Raw genomic sequence first — 21,043 nt, forward strand, 5'->3', positions numbered from 1 at the left:
AGTCGCCGGCATGGCTGCCACCTGCCGGCGAGCGTCGCTCACTCGCCGATCTTGAACGCCGGAAGCTGCTGCCCGAGCCGTGCGCCCATTTCCGCGCCGAGCGCCTGCAGCGCATTGAGCGGGCGAATCATGACCTCGAACTCGACAATGCGCCCGGCGTCGTCGAAACGGATCATGTCGATCCCCTTCAACCGTTTGTCGGCAAGCGTCGCACTGAATTCCAGCACGACGCTCGTGCCGTCGACGTCGACGAACTCGCGGTGGTATTCGAAGTTCTCGAGGATCGTAACCACCGTGCGCAGCGCCAACAGCAGCGCGGGCGCAGGGCCGTATGGCTTGAACGCCATCGGCGAGCGGAACACGGCGTCCGGATGGACGATCGTGTCGAGTTCGCCGAAGTCCTTGCGCGCGATCATCGCGTGCCACGCGTCGAGCGATTTCGCGGCGGCGGGATGCAGATTCGATAGCGGTTGCATGTTCAACGTCTCCGGTAACATCACACAAAAACATCTCGATCGAAGGCGGCGCCCGATCGGACTGCCGCCGCGCGGTCCGACGTCGGCGTGATCACGCATCCGGCAGGATCACGACCTTGCCCTTGACCTGCCGGTTCGCCATGCGCGCAATCGCGCCGGCCGCACCGGCCAGCGACACGCGCTCGGTGATCGCGGGCCGCACCTTGCCGGCCGCGAACCATTGCGCGAGCTGGCGCATGTTTGCCGCGTGCGGCGCTGGATCGCGCCGCACCGCGTCGCCCCAGAATACGCCAAGGATATCGCGCTCCTTGAGCAGCGTGAGGTTCAATGCGAGCGTCGGGATCTCACCGGCCGCGAAGCCGACCACGAGGAACCGGCCGCGCCATGCGGTCGCGCGCTGCGCCGCCTCGCTGTACGCGCCGCCGACCGGATCGTAGACGACGTCCGCGCCGCGCCCGCCGGTCAGTTCGTCGACGCGGCGCCGCAGGTCTTCGGTCGCATAGTCGATCGTGTCGTCGGCGCGCAACGCAGGCGCACCGGCCTGCACCGCGACACCGTCCGTCATCCGCGCAGCGCGGCGCTCAGAACCACCCGTCGCGCATGTCGAGCGTCGTCGTATCGACACTCGCCAGCAGATCGAGCTGCGCATCCACCTTAGGCAGTTCCCAGCGAAAGAAGTAACGCGCGGCGGCCCGCTTGCCGTCATGGAAATCGTCATCGCGCCCGTGCGCGGCGAGCGTCACGTCGAGCCACAGCCACGCGACGATCAGATGGCCGAACGCCTCCAGATAGACGCTCGCATTCGCAAGCCGCACCTGCGGATCGCCGATCGCCGCCAGTGCGCGCGTGACGTCGACGAGCCGTGCCCACCGCTGCGCCAGTGCATCGGCATGCGAACCGGCGTCGCCGTCCGCCGCCCGCGCACGTTCGACCGTCGCGCCGATGCGCGCGTCGAGCGTCCGCAGCGGCGCGCCGTCGTCCTGCACGACCTTGCGACCCAGCAGGTCGAGCGCCTGGATGCCGTGCGTGCCTTCGTGGATGGGATTCAGGCGGTTGTCGCGGTAGAGCCGCTCGACCGGATAGTCGCGCGTGTAGCCGTAGCCGCCATGCACCTGGATCGCGAGATCGTTCGCCGCGAGACACCACTGCGACGGCCAGCTTTTCGCGATCGGCGTCAGGATGTCGAGCAGCCGAGCGGCCTCGGCCTGCACCTGCTCGTCGACGTGCGCGCGCGCTTCGTCGACGAGCCGCGCGCAGTACAGGATCAGCGCGAGTCCGCCTTCGACGTACGCCTTCTGCGCGAGCAGCATGCGCCGCACGTCCGGGTGCGCGACGATCGGCGCCTGCGGCGCGGCCGCGTCCTTGCCCGCCGGCCCGAGCGGACGGCCCTGCGGCCGGTTGCGCGCATAGTCGAGCGCGTGCAGGTAGCCCGTGTAGCCGAGCGCCACCGCGCCCGCGCCGACGCCGATGCGCGCCTCGTTCATCATGTGGAACATATAGGCGAGGCCGTGATTCGGCTCGCCGACCAGATAGCCGATCGCACCGGCCCGCCCTTGCGGACGATGGCGCGTGCCCTCGCCGAAGTTCAGCAGGCAGTTGGTCGTGCCGCGATAGCCCATCTTGTGATTCAGGCCGGCGAGCACCACGTCGTTGTGCTCGCCGCGCGCGGCGCCGTCGTCGCTCGGCAAATACCTGGGGACGATGAACAGCGAGATGCCGCGCGTGCCGGGCAGCAGCCGGCCCTGTTCGTCGGGAATCTTCGCGAGCACGAGGTGGACGATGTTCTCCGCCAGCTCGTGCTCGCCGCCGGAAATCCACATCTTGTTGCCGGTGATCCGGTAGCGCGAACCGAGCGGCGACTCGCCCTCGAAGTCGGCGCGCGTGACGATATCGGACAGCGACGAGCCGGCTTGCGGCTCGGACAGGCACATCGTGCCGAAGAAGCGCCCTTCCAGCTCAGGCCGCGCGAACGCGTCGATCTGGGCGGGGCTACCGTGCGCGAGCAGCAGGTTCGCGTTCGCGACGGTGAGAAACGGATACGCAGCGGTTGCGATGTTCGCGGCCTGGAAGAACAGGAACGACGCGGCTTCGACGAGTTTCGGCAGCCGCATCCCGCCGAACGCTTCGTCCTGGCCGGCGGCGATCAGGCCGGCCGCCGCAAAGGCGCGCACCGCCGGCTCGACTTCGGGAATCAGCGTCACGCGCTCACCGTCGAACTGCGGCTCCTCACGATCGCCGCGCGCCGCATGCGGCGCGAACAGGTCGGCCGCGATCCGCTCGCTGGTGTCGAGCACCGCGTCGAACGTCTCGCGGCTGTGCTCCGCGTAACGCGGCAGCGCGACGAGCGCTTCGGCATCGAGCCAGTCGTACAGCAGGAACGCGAGATCGCGTCGCGACATCAACAGGCTCATCGTGACGCCCTCCGCATTGCCTGCGATTCCCGCAGCCGCTCATGCGCGGTCTGGTCGATCCGCGTGCGCTCGATCGATGCATGCTCCATCACGTCTGTCTCCTGTCGGGCGGCATGCCGGCGCGCCCGTTGGCTCCGGTTGCCGGAACCGGGTTGATGGGTCGGTGACTGCAAGTGCTGACGGGAATTTAGCACGGTCGTTCGCAAACAACAATGCTCGCGCCTCGCGCGCAGGCGATCGATCGGTGCATCGCGCCGGGCCATGCGCATGACCCGGCGCGCGACCGCGCATCAACCGGCTTTTTGCTTCGCGAGCTGATCCGCGACGGGCAGGCTGCGAATCCGCGTGCCGGTCGCCGCGAAGATCGCGTTGGTCAGCGCCGGCGCGACCGGCGGCAGGCCCGGCTCGCCTACGCCGCCGAGCGGCGTCGCGTAGTCGTCCGGTGCGACCAGATGAACGCGGATTTCACGCGGCGCCTCGCTCATCCTGAGCACCTGGAAGCCGTTGAAATTGCTCTGTTCCGGGCGCCCGTCCTTGAACGTGATCTCGCCGTGCAGTGCGATGCCGAGCCCCATCACCACCGCGCCTTCGAGCTGCGAGCGCACGCGCTCCGGGTTGACCTGCGGCCCGCAGTCGATCGCGATGTCGACGCGCGGCACCGCAATCGCGCCGTCCGCGCCGATCTGTACCTCGCACACCGCCGCCGTGTACGACACGAAGCTGCGATGCGCGGCGATTCCGAGCCCGTGTCCCTTCGGCAGCTTGCGCCCCCAGCCGGCTTCGCGCGCGACCGTCTCGATCACACGCCGCAGCCGTCCGGTATCGACCGGATACAGCGCGGGATCCTCGCCGTAGTTCACGTTCTTCACCGTGATGTGCGGCTCGAAACGTCGCGCGGGCCCGATCAGGTCGAGCAGGAAATCCTTCGGGTCGCGGCCCGCCGCGTGCGCGAGCTCCGACACAAAGCTCTGAATCCCGAACGCGTGCGGAATGTTGTACACCGAACGGAACCAGCCGATGCGCGTGTGCGCTTCCACGGCCGGATTCTCGATCCGCACGTTCTGGACTGCGAACGGCAGATCCGCGATGCCTTGCGCGAGTTCGCCCGGCTGTTCGTGCACGACGCCGGCCTTGAACGTCGACTGGATCGACGGCGCGACCGTGCGATGCTGCCACGCGACCACTTTCCCGGACGCGTCGAGGCCGCCGTCGAACGACTCGAGCGACACCGCGTGGAAATAGTCGTGCGCGATATCGTCCTCGCGCGTGAACGTCAGCTTGACGGGCGCACCAACCGCCTTCGACAGCAGCGCGGCCTCCACCACGTAATCCGGTTTCGACTTGCGGCCGAAACCGCCGCCGAGCAGCGTCACGTTGACCGTGACCCGCTCCGTCGGCAGCGCGAGCGCCTTGGCGATCTCATCGCGGGTGGTCTGCGGCGCCTGCGTGCAGGTCCACACTTCGCAGCGGCCGTCGGCCACGCGCGCGACCGCTGCGGGCGGCTCCATCGTCGCGTGCGCGAGATGCGGAACGTAGTATGTCGCGCGCACCCGCTTCACAGCACCCGCGAGCGCCGCGGCCGCATCGCCGTCGTTGCGGATCACGTCGCCGGGTTGCTCGGCCGCCGCTTCGAGCGTCTTGCGGTAGGCGGCCGAGTCGTAGCCCGCATGCGGCCCGTGCTGCCAGTCGATCTTCAGTTGCGCGCGCGCCTGGATCGCCGTCCACGTGTCGCGCGCGATCACGGCCACGCCGCCGAGCGGCTGGAAGCCGGACGGCAGCGGCGTGGACACGAGCTGCACGACCTTGACCACACCCGGCAGTTGCTCCGCAGCGGACCCATCGAACGACGCGACCGTATCGCCATAGACCGGCGGACGCGCAACGACCGCGTACAGCATGCCGTCGAGCCGCGTGTCGATCCCGTAGTGCGCGCGGCCGCCGACGATGTCGCGTCCGTCGATCAGCGCCGTCTCGCCCTTGCCGATATAGCGGAACTCGGCCGGCGCCTTCAGCGCCACGCTGTTCGTGTCGGGCACCGGCAGCGCGGCCGCCTTCGCGGCCAGTTCGCCGAAGCCGAGCTTGCGCCCGCTTTTCGTATCGACCACCTCGTGCACCGTCGCCTTCACCTGACGCACATCGACGCCCCACGCCGCCGCCGCGGCCTGCTCGAGCATCGTGCGCGCGGCCGCACCCGCGCGACGCAGCGCGGCGAAACTCTGGCGCAGGCTGCGCGAGCCGTCGGTGTTCTGATTGCCGTAGCGCGGCTCGTCGCCGACCGCCTGCGCGACTTTCACGCGTGTCCAGTCCGCGCCCAGTTCGTCGGCGACCACGAGCGCGACGCTCGTGCGCACGCCCTGACCCATCTCGGAACGGATGCAGGTCACCGTCACCGTGCCGTCCGGCGCGATCGCGACGAACAGGTGCGGATCGTCGCGCAAGCCGTGCGGCATGCCTGCACCGCCGTACCGCGGATTCGGGCTCACGGGCGGCTGCACCGGCGCGGCCGCGCGCGCGAGCGACGGCACGCCGAACGCGAGCAGCAGCCCGCCGGATGCGAAGCCGAGCAGCAACGCGCGGCGGCTTTCGTTGTGGACCGAGAGTTCCGGCGCGTTCATGCGGCACCTCCGCGGCGCACCGCCAGCCGGATCGCCGCGCGGATGCGCGTATAGGTGCCGCAGCGGCAGATGTTGCCGGACATCGCGTCGTCGATGTCGGCGTCGCTCGGATGCGGATTCGTCTTCAGCAGCGACGCGGCCTGCATGATCTGTCCGGACTGACAGTAGCCGCATTGCGCGACGTTCAGTTCCTGCCAGGCCTGCTGCAGCGGGTGGGTCAGGTCGGTCGACAACCCTTCGATCGTCGTCACGCGCTTGCCGGCGGCGACCGCAACCGGCGTGATGCACGCGCGGATCGCCACACCGTCGAGATGCACCGTGCACGCGCCGCACAGCGCCATCCCGCAGCCGAACTTGGTGCCCGTGTGGCCGACGACATCGCGCAGATACCAGAGCAACGGCATGTCGGGATTGCCGTCGAAATGCTGTTCGCTACCGTTGACGGTCAGCGTGATCATCGTTCACTCCTGGTTGCGACGCCGCGTCGCGCGGGCGTCGTGTGGGGATTTGAACGGCGCTGGGCACATTCCGAACGACCAGGTGGGCCTGACGCCGTTTCGTTTCCGGATTGTGTCGGGTGACGACGCAATCGCGGCAATGCTGCCGCCTGGTTGCCGGTGCAACGGTTCGGCGGGATTCGAACGATGGCTCGTTCGGGTGGATCGCCGCTCGTATTATCAGACGAATTCCGGATCGTCGTCGGATCGGGGCGATCCGGGAGCGCGCGTTATCCGACCAGCACCACCGGCTTGCCCGAAAACCGGCGGTGCCGGAGTCCTTCAAGTTGCTCGGGCAAGTGCTCGAAGTCGCCCGTGACACGCGCTTCGGATTGAAGGGTGCCGTTGGCGATACCGGCCAGCAGCATGCTGCCCGCGGTGGTCGTCTCGAGCCACGCTGCGGCGTCGCCGTATGTATGCAGTGCATTCAGCGCGACTTCATGAAGCGACACGCTCGTCGTAAACGGCGGCAGCGGCTGTGCCTCGAACCGCCCCTGAATGCACACGACATGGCCGTTTGCGGACACCGCCGGCGCCCAGCGTGCCGCGCTTTGTGCATCGACGCTGTCGAACACCGCGTAGAAGCGCCCCGCCAGTTCATGTCCGGCGTCGATGGTCTCGTCGACGGGACCGGCCAGAAAGTGAGCCGCCCCTCGCGCACGCAGGCGCTCCCAATGACGCTCATGGCACGACACCGTGACCTCGAAACCGCGGTCCGCGGCGATCTGCACCAGATAGTTGCCCACCGCGCCCCCTGCTCCGCTGACGAGAATTTCGCGGGATGTACGGCACGGCACTTTCTCGAGCGCCTGCCACGCGGTCAGCGCGGGACATGGCACGCTTGCGGCCGTTTCGAAATCGAGCGCGTCGGGAACCGTCAACAGCACGGACGCGGCGATCGGCGTGTATTCCGAGAAACTGCCGTGTTCGTTGAGGCCCTGATGGTAGGCGACGCGACGACCGAGCAAATTGCGCGCGTGCTCGTCCGCGACCGCGACGACCGTTCCCGCGCCGTCGACACCCGGCACGTGCCCCTCCGACCAGTTCACCAGCGCGCCGCCGAGTACTTTCCAGTCGACCGGATTCAGGCCGATCGCGTGGTTGCGCACCAGCACCTGTCCGGGCTTCAGCGCCGGCATCGCGATCTGTTCGAGACGCAGTTGCTCGGGATGCTCGCAGCCTTGCCAGGTCCATGCGCGATAGCGGGTCGGCAATGATTCGTGGTGGAGGGGTTGGGTCATGGCGTTGGCGTGTAGTTCGAGTGACCGGCGGTGCCTGCGACATGGTGTACATGCCGGACGCGCCGTGAGGATGATCGGCCCGGACGCGGGATGCCCAAGGCAGCGGTCATGCAAGGTTCGATGGGATTTCCGGCGGATGCGGAATGTGTATGGCCGTGAGTATCCGTGGCCGACGTTGCGTCGGGGAAGGGACATTCCGCGAAAACACTTTTGAACTCGGAGGGAAATTCGCGATTTTTGCGGAACGTGCGACAAGGCATTTGTGCGTATCGGTCACGGGGGTTCCGCGATCGGGCAAACAGAAAGCAAGCGGTGGGCTGGCCAAAACGGTACGCACCGCCTTCGACTGGAAATCAGCGATGAACCAGCTTGCTATCCTGTTCGGCGAGCGGTTTACGCAGGCGCGCGGATAACCTGTTGTTCAACCGCCTCGCCCACAAAAATGCGGACAGGTTCCTCCCCGAGTCGATCGACGGGCTTTTTTCGTCATGCGGTTATCATAGCAACGTCAGACGTTAGCGTGCCCGACACCATTCAGCGCAACCGAAACAGTCGGCGAATATATCGGTTCACCGCCTTCCCGGTTCATCACTTCACGCAATGGATCATCTGCTTCCGCATTACGAACGAGAACTTTCACTACTGCGCCGGTCAGTTGCAATCTTTGCAACACGCTATCCCAAAATTGCCGTTCGTCTCGGAATTTCCGGCGACCACTCCGAAGATCCCCACGTCGAACGGATGCTGCAGTCGTTCGCTCTCCTCGCTGCGGATATAGGAAGTCGGCTCGACGACAACTATCCGGAATTCGCCGAAGCCCTCCTCGGCATGCTGTATCCCCAGTATCTTCGAACGGTTCCTGCGTGCGCAATCGCCCAGTTCGATGTCTCAGACATGTTCGAAAAGCTCACTGAGCCATCGTTCATTGCCCGCGGCACAGAACTGGCGAGCAAAACGGAAGACTGCCTTTTCCGAACCGTATATGACGTAACGTTAGCGCCCGTGCGGATTTCCGCTGCGCGCTATGCCCCGGCAACTGCCGTTCCCTCCGACGTCGTCCTGCCCGCCAGCACAACCGGTCTGCTCTCCATCACCTTTACGGTTGCCCGCCCCGACTTTCGCATCGAAACCGTCCCCAGCCCGTTGCGCATCCATGTCAACGGCCCCCGTGAAGTCGTCGGTGCGGCAATGGATACGATGACGATGCGCACGGCAGCCGCCTTCGTCGAAAACGCCGAACGTCGCTGGTCAACGCTGACCACACTGCCGCTCGCCGCCGCCGGCTACGATGAGGCCGAGAAGCTTCTCGACGAAGACGACGGGCCGCCAGCCCTGCGGCTAATGAGCGAATATTTTGCGTTTCCGAAGAAATTCGATTTCGTTGACGTCGACCTCGCCGCGCTCGCGCGGACGGCGGGCTCCAGCCAGCAACTTACCTTGCATCTCGCCATTTGCGGCGTTCATCCAGATTCGTGGACAGCACAGCGACTAAAAAATCTGTCGGCTGACAATCTGAAGCTCTTTTGCACGCCGATCGTCAACCTGTTCCGGCTGACGTCGCTGCCACTCAAGCGGAATCCGATCACGAACACGTACCCCGTGCAATCCCAGAATACGGACGTTGCGGGTGTCGAAGTTTGGTCTGTCGAGTCGGTCCGTGCCACGACAGGCAGCTCCAGAGCGAACATCATTCATCCGTTCGCGTCGCTCATGCACGGCAGCTCCGCCAAACCGGCCGGCCCCTATTGGGTTCTCATGCACCATGACGCGGCCTCGCCATCGGGAAAGAAGGAAACCGCGCTCAGCCTGGTCGAACTCGACGGCCGACCGGCAACCGACACCGTAATCGAACAGATAACGGCAGACGCCACCTGCTCGAATGGCAATTTCCCTCGCACGATGCGGGCCGGCGCCGAAGATGGTGATCTAGTGAACGAGCAGGGAACGATGGTTTCACGCATCGTGATGCTGGACACACCGACGGAAGTTGCGCGATTGTCGAGCGAAGGCGATGCGGCTTGGCGGCTCATCACGCAGTTCGCCCCGCACTCGATCGAATTGACCCGCACCGGGCTTGCGGAGCTGAAACGCGTGTTCCGCCAATTCACCGTTCATTCTGCAGGGCACGCGAAACTGCTCGACGGACTGACGAACCTGAGCCATCGCGTCAAACAGCTCTGGCTGCCGGGAGAACCAATGCCGAGTTTTGTGCGGGGTCTGGAAGTGACGTTGACCGTCGATGAACAGGCATTCGCTGCGGCCAGCCTGAGCACCTTCATCGTCGCGATGGATCACTTCTTCGCCGTGCATGCGCCAGTGACGAGTTTTGTCCAACTTGTCGTGATGTCGGCCAACTCCGGTGTGGAAATTCGACGCTGCACGCCGAGACCAGGCACAATCATGCTCGCCTGATTTTCCTGCCTCCAAACCGCAAAGATCAAGTCACTCTGTAACTCGTGCAGATCAGGTAAGGCTCGAAATCAGGTGACAGCCGCAGGTCGCCCGGTGACCGTGTCGAGCAACTGGAACACCGTTATCTGTCATCGATTCATCGCCCTCTTCGATCAAATTCGGTTTGACGTCTGGATGTTGGGGACAAGTAACCTCGTCCCCCTTGCGAGCAACGAAACGCATCGTCGACGAACCCGTGATCACCTTGCCGCCGTGGTCGGCATCATCGCCGACACGGATGAGATTCATCATGGATGAGGCCCCAATCTTCGAGTGAGCGAACTACTGTTAGTAGCGGAAATACAAGATGCCTAATGCGCCCGGATCTCCCGGCTTCTTGCTCTTTTTCGTGATCGCTGGCAGATCGATGTTCTTCACATTCTTCCAACCAAAACCAGAAAAAATTCCTTCAGCGAGACGCACGAACCCCATGAATTTTCTAGATATGTTGAATGCAATCAAACCAAAAATAGCAGCAACTATAGCCCCCCCACCCGCATACATATAAAAAATCCCCAACCAGTTATCAACGGGATCAAAGAAAGACATGACCACCCCCAAAAGGACCATGATCAACATCATCGATGAATAAATCAAAAACCACCATCGCACAGTCGCCTTATAGTGCGCATATCGGCCTCGACTGCAATGCGGATGCAGCGCCACGATTCGATCGCTGACACGCCTGATGCCAAATACATGCCATACCTGCCCCAATCGTTCAGCGACAATCTCGACTTCGTCGCCCTCTTTGAACACGGATACCCATACCCACGCACGAATGCTTTTCCCATCCAGTTCAAATTCAAGCAGATCAGCGTCCTCGGCAGTATCGTCCGCAGACGCGGCCAGCCCGATAGCCACACCGCCAAGTCCCGCTAGCTCAGCCGCAACAGCCGTTACCCCCATCGCCGTCCGGTCAGCATCTGTAAACAAAAACTCCTGGGACTGCCTCGTGCTACGAAGATTCCGGATATGCCCTCTCAACAGTTGTGTAGAGGTAGATTGTGCCGTGTCTGCCATCATTAATTCGCTCCATCAACCGAAACCCCACTGCCGAGTTAGCGGGTTACCACTAATAACGAAAATACAAGATACCTAATGCCCCAGGCTCTCCCGGCCTCTTGCTCTTTTTCGTGATCGCAGGCAGATCTATGTTCTTCACATCCTTCCAACCAAAACCAGAAAAAATCCCTTCAGCAAGACAAGCGAATTTCATCATCTTTCTACCCATACGGACCGAAATTACGCCAGCAATGGTCGAAACGATCACCCCGCCCCAAAAAAACAAATTCAAAACACCTAGCCAATCACTCTCACCACTAAAATACAAAACAATTACAGCAAAAATATTAAAGCACAATAAGAATGTGCCCGTCAGCCCAATCCACCATCGCGCCGTCGCCTTATAGTGCGCATATCGACCTCGACTGCAATGTGGATGTAGCGCCACGATTCGGTCGCTGACACGCCTGATGCCAAACGCATGCCATATCTGGCCAAATTGCTCTGCGACAATCTCGACTTCATCGCCCTCTTTGAACACGGATACCCATACCCACGCACGAATGCTCTTCCCATCCAGTTCAAATTCAAGCAAATCAGCGTCCTCGGCGGTATCGTCCGCAGACGCGGCCAGCCCGATAGCCACACCGCCAAGTCCCGCTAGCCCAGCCGCAACAGCCGTTACCCCCATCGTCGTCCGGTCAGCATCTGTAAACAAAAACTCCTGGGACTGCCTCGTGCTACGAAGATTCCGGATATGCCCTCTCAACAGTTGTGTAGAGGTAGATTGTGCCGTGTCTGCCATCACTAATCCGTTCAATCAGTCGAAAGACCAATTACCTTCAATGCCTTTTAAAATTCATCGCTCTGCTTCCCCGCATCCCAAGCCGGATTCGCAGGCTTCCGCCCGAATGCGGACTTTTCAAGCCATTTCTGCAACTCATCGTCCGAAAAATACCAAATCAAAAACTGAATAGCGACCACTGCCAAGGCGACTTCCCAGCCAGTCAGGATCAAAACACCTCGACCGAGGAGCAACAATGCCCCTCGCGAACCGACCGTTATGCCAGTTTCCTCCACCGCTATACCGACTGCGGTCGTGCCGGCCTTCTTTGCCGCACCCTGTCTAGCAAACCACCCGCCAGCCTCCGCAACCTCGCGGGTCGTAAACGAAGCCAATCTGGAGGTCGCACCGGCAATGCCCGCCGCACCTCCCCTTGCTAGAATCACAATGCGACTCCCGTCACCAGCAAGACGAGCAAGCAGCGGAGCCGACGATGTCAGAGCGGTAAGAAGATACGATAGGCCCGCGCCAAAGCCCAATACCGCTTTGGCGTAGTAAAGATAAGCAATGACATTATTTCCCGTCTTTCTCGCCATCCGGACGTCCACAGTCGCCTGAATCAGTGCCGAAACTCCCCCCAAGAAACTCGTAATCGCCTTCAGATTGCGCAGCTTCTGCGCTGCATCACTCCCGAACGCCTTGAGCGCCTTCTCTGAAACAGCAAAAAACCGCCCCTACCACCGACACCCCGGACGCGACCAGCAACGCACAGTCATCGTTACTTTTATCCACTTTGGCAAGCAAGCATCCGAAATTCAGCATCTCGATTACCACCAGCGTACTAACCAACCGGGCATTCAATTGCGTCGACGCGCCCTTTTGCGACTTGCTGAACTCCTCCCACATGTCCGTCAAACTCTTGACACGCTTATCCAATCCTACGGCTTGCAGCGAACGCACATACGCCTGAGGCGGCGGCACACACTGCTGCCGCAACGCGCGATAACCCATCAGCAAAGCGAGGCGCATCGCGGGCTCGGCTGCCATCGAGGCCTTGATGAGCTTGACCGTGATGCCCCACAGCATGGGGTGCACTTCTTCAGACTGTCGAACATCCCGATCCACTGCCTGCCTTAACGTGGTTCGCTCCACACGGACACAGCACCATATCGCCATCCAACACGCAGGACCGGCCGTCCTCTTGCATATCGGTACCGCTACCTTGAATCGGATGCTCGCCGGGACATTTACTACACGTTGCCATTTCGTGATCCAGGGCGATACGTCTGTCGTCGTCGTACATACTCGAAGCGGTCGCGATGACGTGCCCGCCGGTTGTCGTCGGATCGCCGTCACATACCAATGCTTTGCTCATAGTGTTCTCCGGATAGTAAGCAGTTGAAGGCGCCTTCGGAGCCTATTCGGCGAGAACTCAAGACTCGGTGTACCGAAAGATCAACTTTCCCATCTGCCACGTATCTTCAGGTTGCTTTAGCCTTTTGGACACTTTAGGCAAATCAACGTCGGGGGAATTTTTCCAACCAAATGTTGAAAGAATCTTATTAGCCATCTGCAACTGCCTCTTGAATCTAAGACAGATCCTAAGCGCAACGAAAACTGCCAATACCTCCACCGCCAGCCAGATACCAAACAGAGCTTTCCCCAAGAAAACCCACTGATCTCGATCATGAGGTAGCGGCTGCATTAAAAAAAATGTCGGGACTAACGCACAGATGCTCCAAAATAGTATCGACCACCTTAGGAAAAACTTACCAAGCGCTCTACTACCGCGTTCACAATGAGGGTGAACGGACAAAATTCCGTCACTACATCGCCTGATCGCGTATCCAATCCATCCGGACTCTGCCCGCTCCGCGACAACGTCGACTTCATCACCATTTTCAAAGACAGACAGCCAAATCCATGCGCGGACTTCCTCACCGTTCAGCCTGAAGGCCACTAGGTCCCCCACCGTATCCGTGAACTGCGTGGATGTACTGAGATTCAGCGCAATGTCGTTCAAGCCAGCCAGCGCTGCGACGATCGCAGTTCGCTCCATTGCCTGCTTATCCGCGTCCGTGAAGATCGTCTCATAGGAGGCTCGGCGCTTCGTCAGTCCTGTGATGACTCCGCGCAGGAGCACAGGGGCAGTAGCCTGCTTAGGTTCCATCTTTGTATCCGGTTGCAGCCAACGCCCCCATGTCCCCACTCGATGAAGAATCAAGACTCTTCGTAACGAAAAATAAGCTTACCCATTTGCCACGTATCTTCGGGTTGCCGCAGTCTCTTTGACGTCTTCGGCAAACTAACATTGGCAGGGTCTTTCCATCCGAATGTCGAGAATATCCGATTGGCCATTGGCAATTGCCTCTTGAATCTACGGCTTACCCTATAGGCTATAAAAATCGCCATTACTTCAATCGCACCCCACGAAACGATAAAAGATTTAATAAAAAACATCCATCGATCATGCAAGCCGTTGTATAACATCATCGACGCCACCAGTAGCGTCACCGCCATCGCACAACCGCTCCAGAATAGTATCGAGAGTTTCAGGAAGAATTTAAATAGCGCTCTACTCCCACGCTCACAATGAGGGTGAACAGACAAAATGCCATCACTACACCGCCTGATTGCGTATCCAATCCAACCGGATCCTGCCGGCTCCGCGACGACCTGGACTTCATCACCATTCTCGAAGACAGACAGCCAAATCCACGCGCGGACTTCCTCCCCGTTCAGCCTGAAGGTCACTAGATCCCCCATCGTATCCGTGAACTGCGTGGACATACTGAGATTGAGCGCAATATCGTTCAGGCCAGCCAGCGCTGCGACGATCGCAGTGCGCTCCATTGCCTGTTTGTCCGCTTCCGTGAAGATGGTTTCATAGGAGGCGCGACGCTTTGTCATTCCCGTGATAACCCCACGCAGCAGCACCGGCGCGGTAGCCTGCTTATTTTCCATCTTTAATTCCCCGTTGCAGCAAGCGCCGCCTCAAAAGCGGCCTGCTGCTTTTCCAATGTTCGTCCTTTGTCTGGTGCGGTTCCGAACGGCGAACTTGATAGCCAGTTTTCAAGGTCATCCGGCGTAAAGTAGTTGTAGATCAGCGTAATTACCGTCAAGACCACCGCCACTTCCCAGCCCGTTGCGATCAGAATCAGACGTCCGCTAAGCATTAGCCATCCGCCGGCGGATACTTCCGCGGCAAGCCCGAGTGCAACGGTTTCGCCCGCGTAGATCCTTGTCCCCTTGAGCACCGTACTCGCGACATACGCTTCCAGCTTTTCGGCCGCAAGACCGGCAGCCTTGCCCTCGATCCGGGCCTGAGCACCTGCCATGCCGGCCGAGAGTCTCCCAAGGAACCGCACCTTTCCTGGAGACAGACCGGCTGATCGCATAAGTAATGGCGCAGAAGAACTAATAGCCGTTAGAACCGTTGCGATACCTGATCCAAGATCCAGCATCGCCTTGATGCTATAGAAAACAGCTTGCTTGTAGTTTGACGACGATACTCCTGATGTCACTTTCATCCCATCAGTCGTGACTGATATAAACGATGAAATCCCACCCAAACAGCTCGCCGCGACTTTCATGCTCGCGAGCGTCGCGCTCGCCGCAGACTTCCCGAAACCGCTGAGCCATTTGTTGTAAACGTTGAGCCCGGCCCCAACCAACGATAAGGTCCCACTGGCAATAGTCAATTCGTCAGCAGCCGTCTTGTTCGGCTTTGTCCAGAGCAGGAAGTAATTCATCATCTCGATGATGAACAACGCCCCGGAGATCTTGACCGACGCGGCGGCCTTGTCCCGCGCGGCGTTCGGTGTAAACCGCGTCTCCGCATACAGCTTGCGTACGAGCGCGCCACGATCATCGTTCGCCAACGTTGCGTATGCTTGCGCCCGAACCTGCATGGGATTCAAGCTCGGATTCTTCGCCTTGATTTCCCATATCGTTTTGCTCATCACGGTGTCCATTTGGCCTTCCCAAGCAGCCAGCTTCACCACGATTCGCTTCGCGTCTTCCAGTACGAGGCCCCCGCGAACCATCAACGCTCCCTTGATCAGCATGCCGCCAACGGAACGAGAAATCGGTCCAAAGACATTTACCAACGCACGTCCCGACCACAGCGTCAATCGCTCGATCCCCAGGGCCTTGAGCGGTCGCTCGGTCGCTGACCCGGCGCGCTCGTGCTTGAAGATGTCCTCGACCTTTTCGTAGAACTTCACAAACGACTTCAGGTAGGCAAGATCGATATAGAGCGACGCCTGCTTCGTCTCGTACCACGACGCGGCCTGATCCACGATCGATTCAGTTTTTGTGGCCTGCACCCTCGTCAGGAACGTCTTCATTTCCTGACGAATATCCGTCTGGTTATATGAGAATGCGCGCCAATAGTAGCTGCGCTCATCGGTCGGGTCCATGTTGTTGATGAGCTTCTCGACAATACGCAGTCCCGCATCGGTCGCAGACAATCCGGCATACGCTTCGTCGATCACACCGTGAAACGCCATGCCGTCACCCGCGTCATCCGGATGATAGTCGTTGAGCGCATGCCGGAACGCATCGGCGGCAAGCCAGGCGTCGCGGTCGGGCACACGTTGCTTCTGCAACTGCTCGCACTTGGCTGTGACTTGGTCAAACCAGGTACTGAAGTTGTTTGGCCATTTCCCGCCCTTGAGGCTAGCCTGGTATTTGCGCCAGGCCTTGTCACCTGCGGTTTGTTTTTCCGCTGGTGTGAGCTCTCCCGCGTTGTCAATCATCTCCAATGCGGTGGGTGCCATAATGCCGCCATCACCCGCACCAAGCGCAGCACTCATCATGCCCTTGCGCAGGAGACTCTCGCTCAATGCCGCACCACTGCGAACCGAGCGTTCGGCCGCTTCGATGGACTGCGTGGCATCCACGCGAAGCGGCTGCGTGCTGGTGAAGCGCATCAGCGTACCGGCGGGATCGTTGTGAAACCCGGCGAGTTCGTGCGCGATACCGATCCCATCCCACAGCGCCAGCAACATCGGCTTATGGGGCGCGCCGCCAGCATTCTCGCCAATGTCATTCATCAGCTTGACCAGACCTTCACTGGCCGAGCCCGACGGCGAAGTTTGACGAATATGCAACGGATAACGCGTGGCCTCCTGCTCCCAAATGGTGTTGTCGGTCGCACGTCCATACTCATCAGTCACGATCGGTTTGGCGGGCGGGGCGAGCAAGTCAGCCTTCAGGCCTGGCTGGTACTCGACGATCTGATCTATCCCGGCTTGTGTGGCAACGGTCGCATGCCCGGCCTCGCCTTTATTCATGCCGAACATGCCGCTTCCCGTCTGGATCCATGTCGCTGGCATGATGACCTGCATGCGTTCGCCGCGCAGCTTCGAGGACGTCGCGTACTTCTGGAACACCTCTTTGATCCATGGATATTCGGAGAAGGCGATGAAGACACGCGTCGCCTTCTCTGGCTTCTCGATGGAGATAACATCCATAGGCACGGCACCACCGCCCTGCGCGCAAGCCGGATCCGTCTTGGGTACCGACGGCAAAGGGATCGTCTGCTTCCAGAGCCGTCCGTCTTCGGTCACCCGGTAGGCTTCCCAGTAGTTGCTGCCACGGGCACCCTTCTCGTAGAAAAGGTAAAGCCAACCCTCTCGGAGCGTTCTCAGGCTGTAGTGATGCGCGCTCAGTGCGATGTCCGTGACACCCGGACCAACAATGCCGGGAGGCATCGCATTCGACATGGTTTTCGGCACAACGGCATATCGCACCGGCAGAATCGCGAGACCCGATTTCATACAGTTCGGACACGTCGCGGTACAAGTCAGAGGAGTGTTTGCCATGATCTGTTTCGTTATTCGTTATAGGGTTCAGGCGCGGCCGCCAGCGTTATCCGAGACACGCAAGCGCTCATGCCAAACGCCATTCCGAATTTCCGCAATTTCGTCCGAAGTGAGCTCGTCGATCCGTTCGACATAAAGATCCCCGTCAGCCCTGCTCCCCAGTATCTGTAGAACCCGCGGATGCAGGTCAAACTCCGGATGCCACGAGAGCGCGTGACCGACAAACGCCACCTCATCTTCCTCGTCGGTCAGGCCATAGCGTCGAGCCTTCAGCACCGCTGCCACGGCTGCATCGACCTCATGTTGCTTCGGTTGACGGTCGAGATCGTACGCATGCAGTGCAAGCGCGCGATTGACAACGCCATGGCAATGGATAGCCTGCCATTGCACGGCGTCGAGCGCAAAGTCGTCTCGCCGCCCCATGGTGTTCATGCGGGTGATGGGCACCGCTCCGGCGTCGAGGGTATGCCATGCTTGGATGGGACCCAACAAGGCGTGCTGCTGCACCGGTGCCAGCAGAGGCCAGAGCAGTGCTTGCGAACGCGGGTCGTAAAATCTCAGCAGGCAAAGACGACCCCGATCGTCGTTCTGAAGCGCGAGACGCGAGCAATGTGCCGCGACCTCCCCCGCAGATGCCGAACTGGCCAGCCAGCCACCAATGCGCTGCCCCAGGCCCTCGGCCATCGATTGTGGGCGCCTGTCCTCAAGAGCCAGTCGCGCGCTTTCTTCCAGCGCGGCGACACCAGATTCAGTTTTGAGATCCAGTTCGAGAAGGTAGGGATAATGTGCCGGCGAGACCGCCTCGTGATCTATTACCACGTCGGTTTTGGGTAGGTCCGCGCGTAACGGGTTGTCGCCACCATCGTCGGCCAGCGGATCCCGCTGGCTGGGGTCGACAAGCAGCAGGCAACGCATGTCCGGATGCTGGTTGAACCAACTCTTTAATGCACCGACCTGCTCGCGAATTCTGACCTCCTCCGCCACGGAATCGTCCGCTTTACTTCCATCGCGCCCTTGCTGTGTCTGCATGTATGACATCGACTTACTCCAGCACGACGGTTGACGCGCTATTGGCGGATGCCGACGCCGTCTGCCACGAACATCCCTTCGTGACGCTCGTAATCTGTGCGGGCAAGCGCATGGACGACGCCCCCTGCTTACTCCACGATGCGCCCTTCTCAAGAATTCGGCCGGTTGTCCCGTTCTCGATCAGGTCCGGCGTGATCTTGATGTACGACCCGCCTGCTCCAATCCAGATCTCCTTGTCCGCCGAAATCACGACCCGACCGTCGACACTGGTGATGTTCAGATCCTGCTGCGAGGTCAACGCCATGGCATCGCTTTTCGCCTGGATCTCGACCTTGCCCTTCGCTGCAAACAGCTTGATCCCTGCGTTCTGCGCGAACAGGCTAATCTTCTCCATCACACTCGTGATCAGCGATTTGCCGGCCGCCACGTGCACGCTCTTGCCACTGACGATATTGACCTGCTGGTTCGCCGTGACCTGCGCCGACTCTTGCGTCGACAGCCCCACGCCTGCAGGACTCGCCATCAGCATGATCGGTGTCGAAAAACCGTTCGCGTTGCCCGTGCCACCGCCGCCCGTACGACCACCGCTGCCGGCACCGCCACTCACGCTGTAGTGCGTTGCGTCGGTAAACTTCTTGAGCGCGTCCTGCCCCTCCTGCAAACTTTCGGCTTGGTTCGCCGAACTTGCCTGCGACGTCAAATCAACAACGGTTTCCGCACTGGCCAACTGCTCAGACGCAGCCGTCACGTTCAACGGCTGGTTCGTCGCTGTCGGGTGGGTAGATACGAACAAGCCCTGCCCCGCCCGAATGGCGCCATAGGCGTCTGATTTGAGGTCGAACCCGCTCCCAAGGAACGCACCGCGCGTATTGTCGGTCTGCTGGATCAGATACCCCAGGTGCAAGTGGGACTGATAGCTGCTCGAGTAAAGGTGAACTCGATTCTGCTGCGTCGAGTCGTCCATCACGAGCTGGTTGTAGCCTGTGCCGCCGTACTCACGCGAGCGTTGACCGGACAGCAAGCCGTTCGTGTGCCACACCGGCTGCGTAGCCCCCCCGTACATTCTCGCGATGATGACGGGCCGGTCACAGTCACCCTCCATGAAGCCGATGACGACTTCGTCGCCCTTGCGTAGCGGCTGAATCCCACCACGGTTCGAGCCTGCATCAAGGAATGTCGGACGCACCCAGCACGACGCACGCTCGTCCTGGCCATTGCGGCGATTCCAGTGGAACCACACCTTCACCCGGTTCAGCGAATCGGTATACACCTCTTCCCCGCTCGGCCCGGCGACGATTGCATTCTGCAACTGCATCACCGGCTTCTTGTGTTCGAACGGGCTACGGAAAGGGACGTTGCGCGGCTGCGCCTCGACCATCACCTGAAAGAAACCTTCGCTGCCATCTGCATGGCGAACCGTCGCGCCAGCCTTCGCTTGCGCAACTTCCGCAGCCAGCCCGTCGGGAAATTGCTCCGCTTCGTCCAGACCGGGCAAGTTATTGCAAATCAACCATTCGACTTCGAGCAAAACAAACTCACGATCCGGTTGACTGCCCGCATCATGCACCGGATGACCGCGAAGTTCGAAGCGCCGCCCCGGCATCGCGCAGCGCAAGCCGCCTATCCCGTGAAAGCGTTTCATCCGCGACTTGCGCTCTTCAAGCCGAATCTGGGCAAGACGCTCGCCTTGCTCACGGTCCGACCACATGTACGCGCCAGGGTAGTCGTAGATCTCCCCATCGGTCGGCAACTGGCCGTTCACGTCGGTCACGCCCTGCACCTGCCGAGGAAGATCGGGGCGCTTATAGTCGAACGAGCGAGACGTCAGTTGCGCACTGTCGATCTGAAGTTGCTCCTTCCATTGCGCAAACCCGTCCAGTTCCCCGCTGATTTCCGTGGGGCCGAACTCGACAACGGGCTGTTTCAGTTGCGGGACGAAATAAACGTCGTCCGTCAGAACCATCGTGTGCGACCGGCCGTTGTCCGCCTGTTCGAAGTACGGGAACACCCCCACCTCTTCGAGACTACGATGAACAAAGTTCAAGTCGTATTCCCACTGCACACGGTTCGAATACGATGGCAGCGGCTTATGTAGATCGAAGCGATATGCTCCGCGCGCTTGCGAATGTTCGTTGAATACGTCGGTCAGGATCTGCTCGCCGTTCTGCTCCTGCCAGTCACGCATGTCGCGGCGCAGGCGCAAGAAATAGAGCCAAGACGAGAACGCCAGCTTGTAAAAGGTCAACGGTCCATCCGCGCCCAGCCTGCTGAATCGGTGAACGTAGCCATGGATCGGCATGTATGTGCCGTCCGTCTGCTGGATCCAGAGCGTGACCGGCTTGGCGAGTAGCGCACTTAGTTCAATCTGGCTGCCGCGTGGCGAAACGGCATCAATCACGAATTCGTAATCGCGACCGAGCCGAGCCGATCCTTTCACATACAGCGGCAATAACCAGTCGACGCCAAGCGGCGTGTCGAGTTTGACAAGACGGTTGTATTGCGCGTCGCCCAGACGCAACGTCTTATAAAGTGCGGTGTGGCCCATGCAGCTTTCCCTTGGTTGGTATTCAGGTGGGGTTTCTGCCGAGGGCTGATTATAAATGCCTTTTAGAACAAGACGATAGTGGGCCTCACATACCGACCTATCTCAAATAAATTAGCGACCTGACGTTCGTGCGTGCAATTGCCGGAATCTCACAATCTTTC

The 21,043-nt window shown here is 60.7% G+C and carries 18 protein-coding genes and 1 pseudogene; 2 read left to right on the plus strand and 17 right to left on the minus strand.

The window, feature by feature from the left end; all coding sequences use genetic code 11:
• Positions 1 to 38: 38 nt before the first annotated feature.
• The 6 genes and pseudogenes from GEM_RS10495 to GEM_RS10520 all read right to left on the minus strand — a co-directional run bounded on the left by GEM_RS10495 (position 39) and on the right by GEM_RS10520 (position 7,240).
• Entirely contained in the window at positions 39 to 476 is a 438-nt protein-coding gene (locus GEM_RS10495; protein ID WP_014897383.1) for a nuclear transport factor 2 family protein, read from the minus strand.
• Between the two features lie 91 nt (positions 477 to 567).
• Positions 568 to 1,074 (minus strand): annotated as a pseudogene (locus GEM_RS10500) (zinc-binding dehydrogenase); the annotation flags it as partial.
• On the minus strand, positions 1,058 to 2,887 hold the full coding sequence (locus tag GEM_RS10505; protein ID WP_014897385.1) for an acyl-CoA dehydrogenase: 1,830 nt from the start codon (positions 2,885 to 2,887) through the stop codon (positions 1,058 to 1,060). The pseudogene GEM_RS10500 and the gene GEM_RS10505, both read right to left, overlap by 17 nt.
• Before the next feature lie 290 nt (positions 2,888 to 3,177).
• Complete coding sequence (locus GEM_RS10510; protein ID WP_014897386.1) at positions 3,178 to 5,502, minus strand: xanthine dehydrogenase family protein molybdopterin-binding subunit; 2,325 nt, start codon at positions 5,500 to 5,502, stop codon at positions 3,178 to 3,180.
• The gene (locus GEM_RS10515; RefSeq protein WP_014897387.1) at positions 5,499 to 5,960 is read right to left on the minus strand and encodes a (2Fe-2S)-binding protein; all 462 of its coding nucleotides are present in this window, start codon (positions 5,958 to 5,960) and stop codon (positions 5,499 to 5,501) included. The genes GEM_RS10510 and GEM_RS10515 overlap by 4 nt, the downstream gene beginning before the upstream one ends.
• 269 nt (positions 5,961 to 6,229) lie before the next feature.
• The gene (locus GEM_RS10520; protein ID WP_014897388.1) at positions 6,230 to 7,240 is read right to left on the minus strand and encodes a zinc-binding dehydrogenase; all 1,011 of its coding nucleotides are present in this window, start codon (positions 7,238 to 7,240) and stop codon (positions 6,230 to 6,232) included.
• A gap of 149 nt (positions 7,241 to 7,389) precedes the next feature.
• Here GEM_RS10520 and GEM_RS31195 point away from each other — a divergent pair, with 149 nt between their 5' ends.
• Together GEM_RS31195 and tssF are read left to right on the plus strand one after the other, a co-directional pair.
• On the plus strand, positions 7,390 to 7,653 hold the full coding sequence (locus GEM_RS31195) for a hypothetical protein (RefSeq protein ID WP_148283815.1): 264 nt from the start codon (positions 7,390 to 7,392) through the stop codon (positions 7,651 to 7,653).
• Between the two features lie 187 nt (positions 7,654 to 7,840).
• Positions 7,841 to 9,652: a type VI secretion system baseplate subunit TssF gene (gene tssF, locus GEM_RS10525; protein WP_041490514.1), complete on the plus strand. Its 1,812-nt coding sequence runs from the start codon at positions 7,841 to 7,843 to the stop codon at positions 9,650 to 9,652.
• Positions 9,653 to 9,703: 51 nt separating this feature from the next.
• Here tssF and GEM_RS29780 read toward each other — a convergent pair whose 3' ends face one another.
• The 11 genes from GEM_RS29780 to GEM_RS10560 all read right to left on the minus strand — a co-directional run bounded on the left by GEM_RS29780 (position 9,704) and on the right by GEM_RS10560 (position 20,882).
• Positions 9,704 to 9,943 carry a PAAR domain-containing protein gene (locus tag GEM_RS29780; protein WP_080599383.1) on the minus strand — a complete coding sequence of 80 codons (240 nt, stop codon included), beginning with the start codon at positions 9,941 to 9,943 and terminating at the stop codon, positions 9,704 to 9,706.
• A 36-nt stretch (positions 9,944 to 9,979) separates the two neighbouring features.
• Positions 9,980 to 10,717, minus strand: coding sequence for a putative type VI secretion system effector (locus GEM_RS10530; RefSeq protein WP_014897390.1), 738 nt, complete (start codon positions 10,715 to 10,717; stop codon positions 9,980 to 9,982).
• 49 nt (positions 10,718 to 10,766) lie between these two features.
• On the minus strand, positions 10,767 to 11,501 hold the full coding sequence (locus GEM_RS29785; protein ID WP_014897391.1) for a putative type VI secretion system effector: 735 nt from the start codon (positions 11,499 to 11,501) through the stop codon (positions 10,767 to 10,769).
• 47 nt (positions 11,502 to 11,548) lie between these two features.
• A complete protein-coding gene (locus GEM_RS31200; protein WP_148283817.1) occupies positions 11,549 to 12,076 on the minus strand; it encodes a hypothetical protein in 528 nt (175 codons plus the stop codon).
• 88 nt (positions 12,077 to 12,164) lie between these two features.
• On the minus strand, positions 12,165 to 12,566 hold the full coding sequence (locus GEM_RS29180) for a hypothetical protein (protein WP_014897392.1): 402 nt from the start codon (positions 12,564 to 12,566) through the stop codon (positions 12,165 to 12,167).
• Positions 12,567 to 12,579: 13 nt separating this feature from the next.
• Entirely contained in the window at positions 12,580 to 12,855 is a 276-nt protein-coding gene (locus GEM_RS29790) for a PAAR domain-containing protein (RefSeq protein WP_080599384.1), read from the minus strand.
• A 57-nt stretch (positions 12,856 to 12,912) separates the two neighbouring features.
• Entirely contained in the window at positions 12,913 to 13,650 is a 738-nt protein-coding gene (locus GEM_RS29795) for a putative type VI secretion system effector (protein ID WP_014897393.1), read from the minus strand.
• 50 nt (positions 13,651 to 13,700) lie between these two features.
• Positions 13,701 to 14,444 (minus strand): putative type VI secretion system effector, encoded by a 744-nt coding sequence (locus GEM_RS10545; RefSeq protein ID WP_014897394.1) that lies wholly within the window; start codon positions 14,442 to 14,444, stop codon positions 13,701 to 13,703.
• Positions 14,445 to 14,446: 2 nt separating this feature from the next.
• Complete coding sequence (locus GEM_RS10550) at positions 14,447 to 17,308, minus strand: T6SS effector BTH_I2691 family protein (RefSeq protein ID WP_334311206.1); 2,862 nt, start codon at positions 17,306 to 17,308, stop codon at positions 14,447 to 14,449.
• A gap of 27 nt (positions 17,309 to 17,335) precedes the next feature.
• A complete protein-coding gene (locus GEM_RS29800) occupies positions 17,336 to 18,346 on the minus strand; it encodes a DUF4123 domain-containing protein (protein WP_014897396.1) in 1,011 nt (336 codons plus the stop codon).
• A 4-nt stretch (positions 18,347 to 18,350) separates the two neighbouring features.
• Entirely contained in the window at positions 18,351 to 20,882 is a 2,532-nt protein-coding gene (locus GEM_RS10560) for a type VI secretion system Vgr family protein (protein WP_014897397.1), read from the minus strand.
• Between the last annotated feature and the right edge of the window lie 161 nt (positions 20,883 to 21,043).

It is taken from the genome of Burkholderia cepacia GG4, from assembly GCF_000292915.1.
Lineage (GTDB): Bacteria > Pseudomonadota > Gammaproteobacteria > Burkholderiales > Burkholderiaceae > Burkholderia > Burkholderia cepacia_D.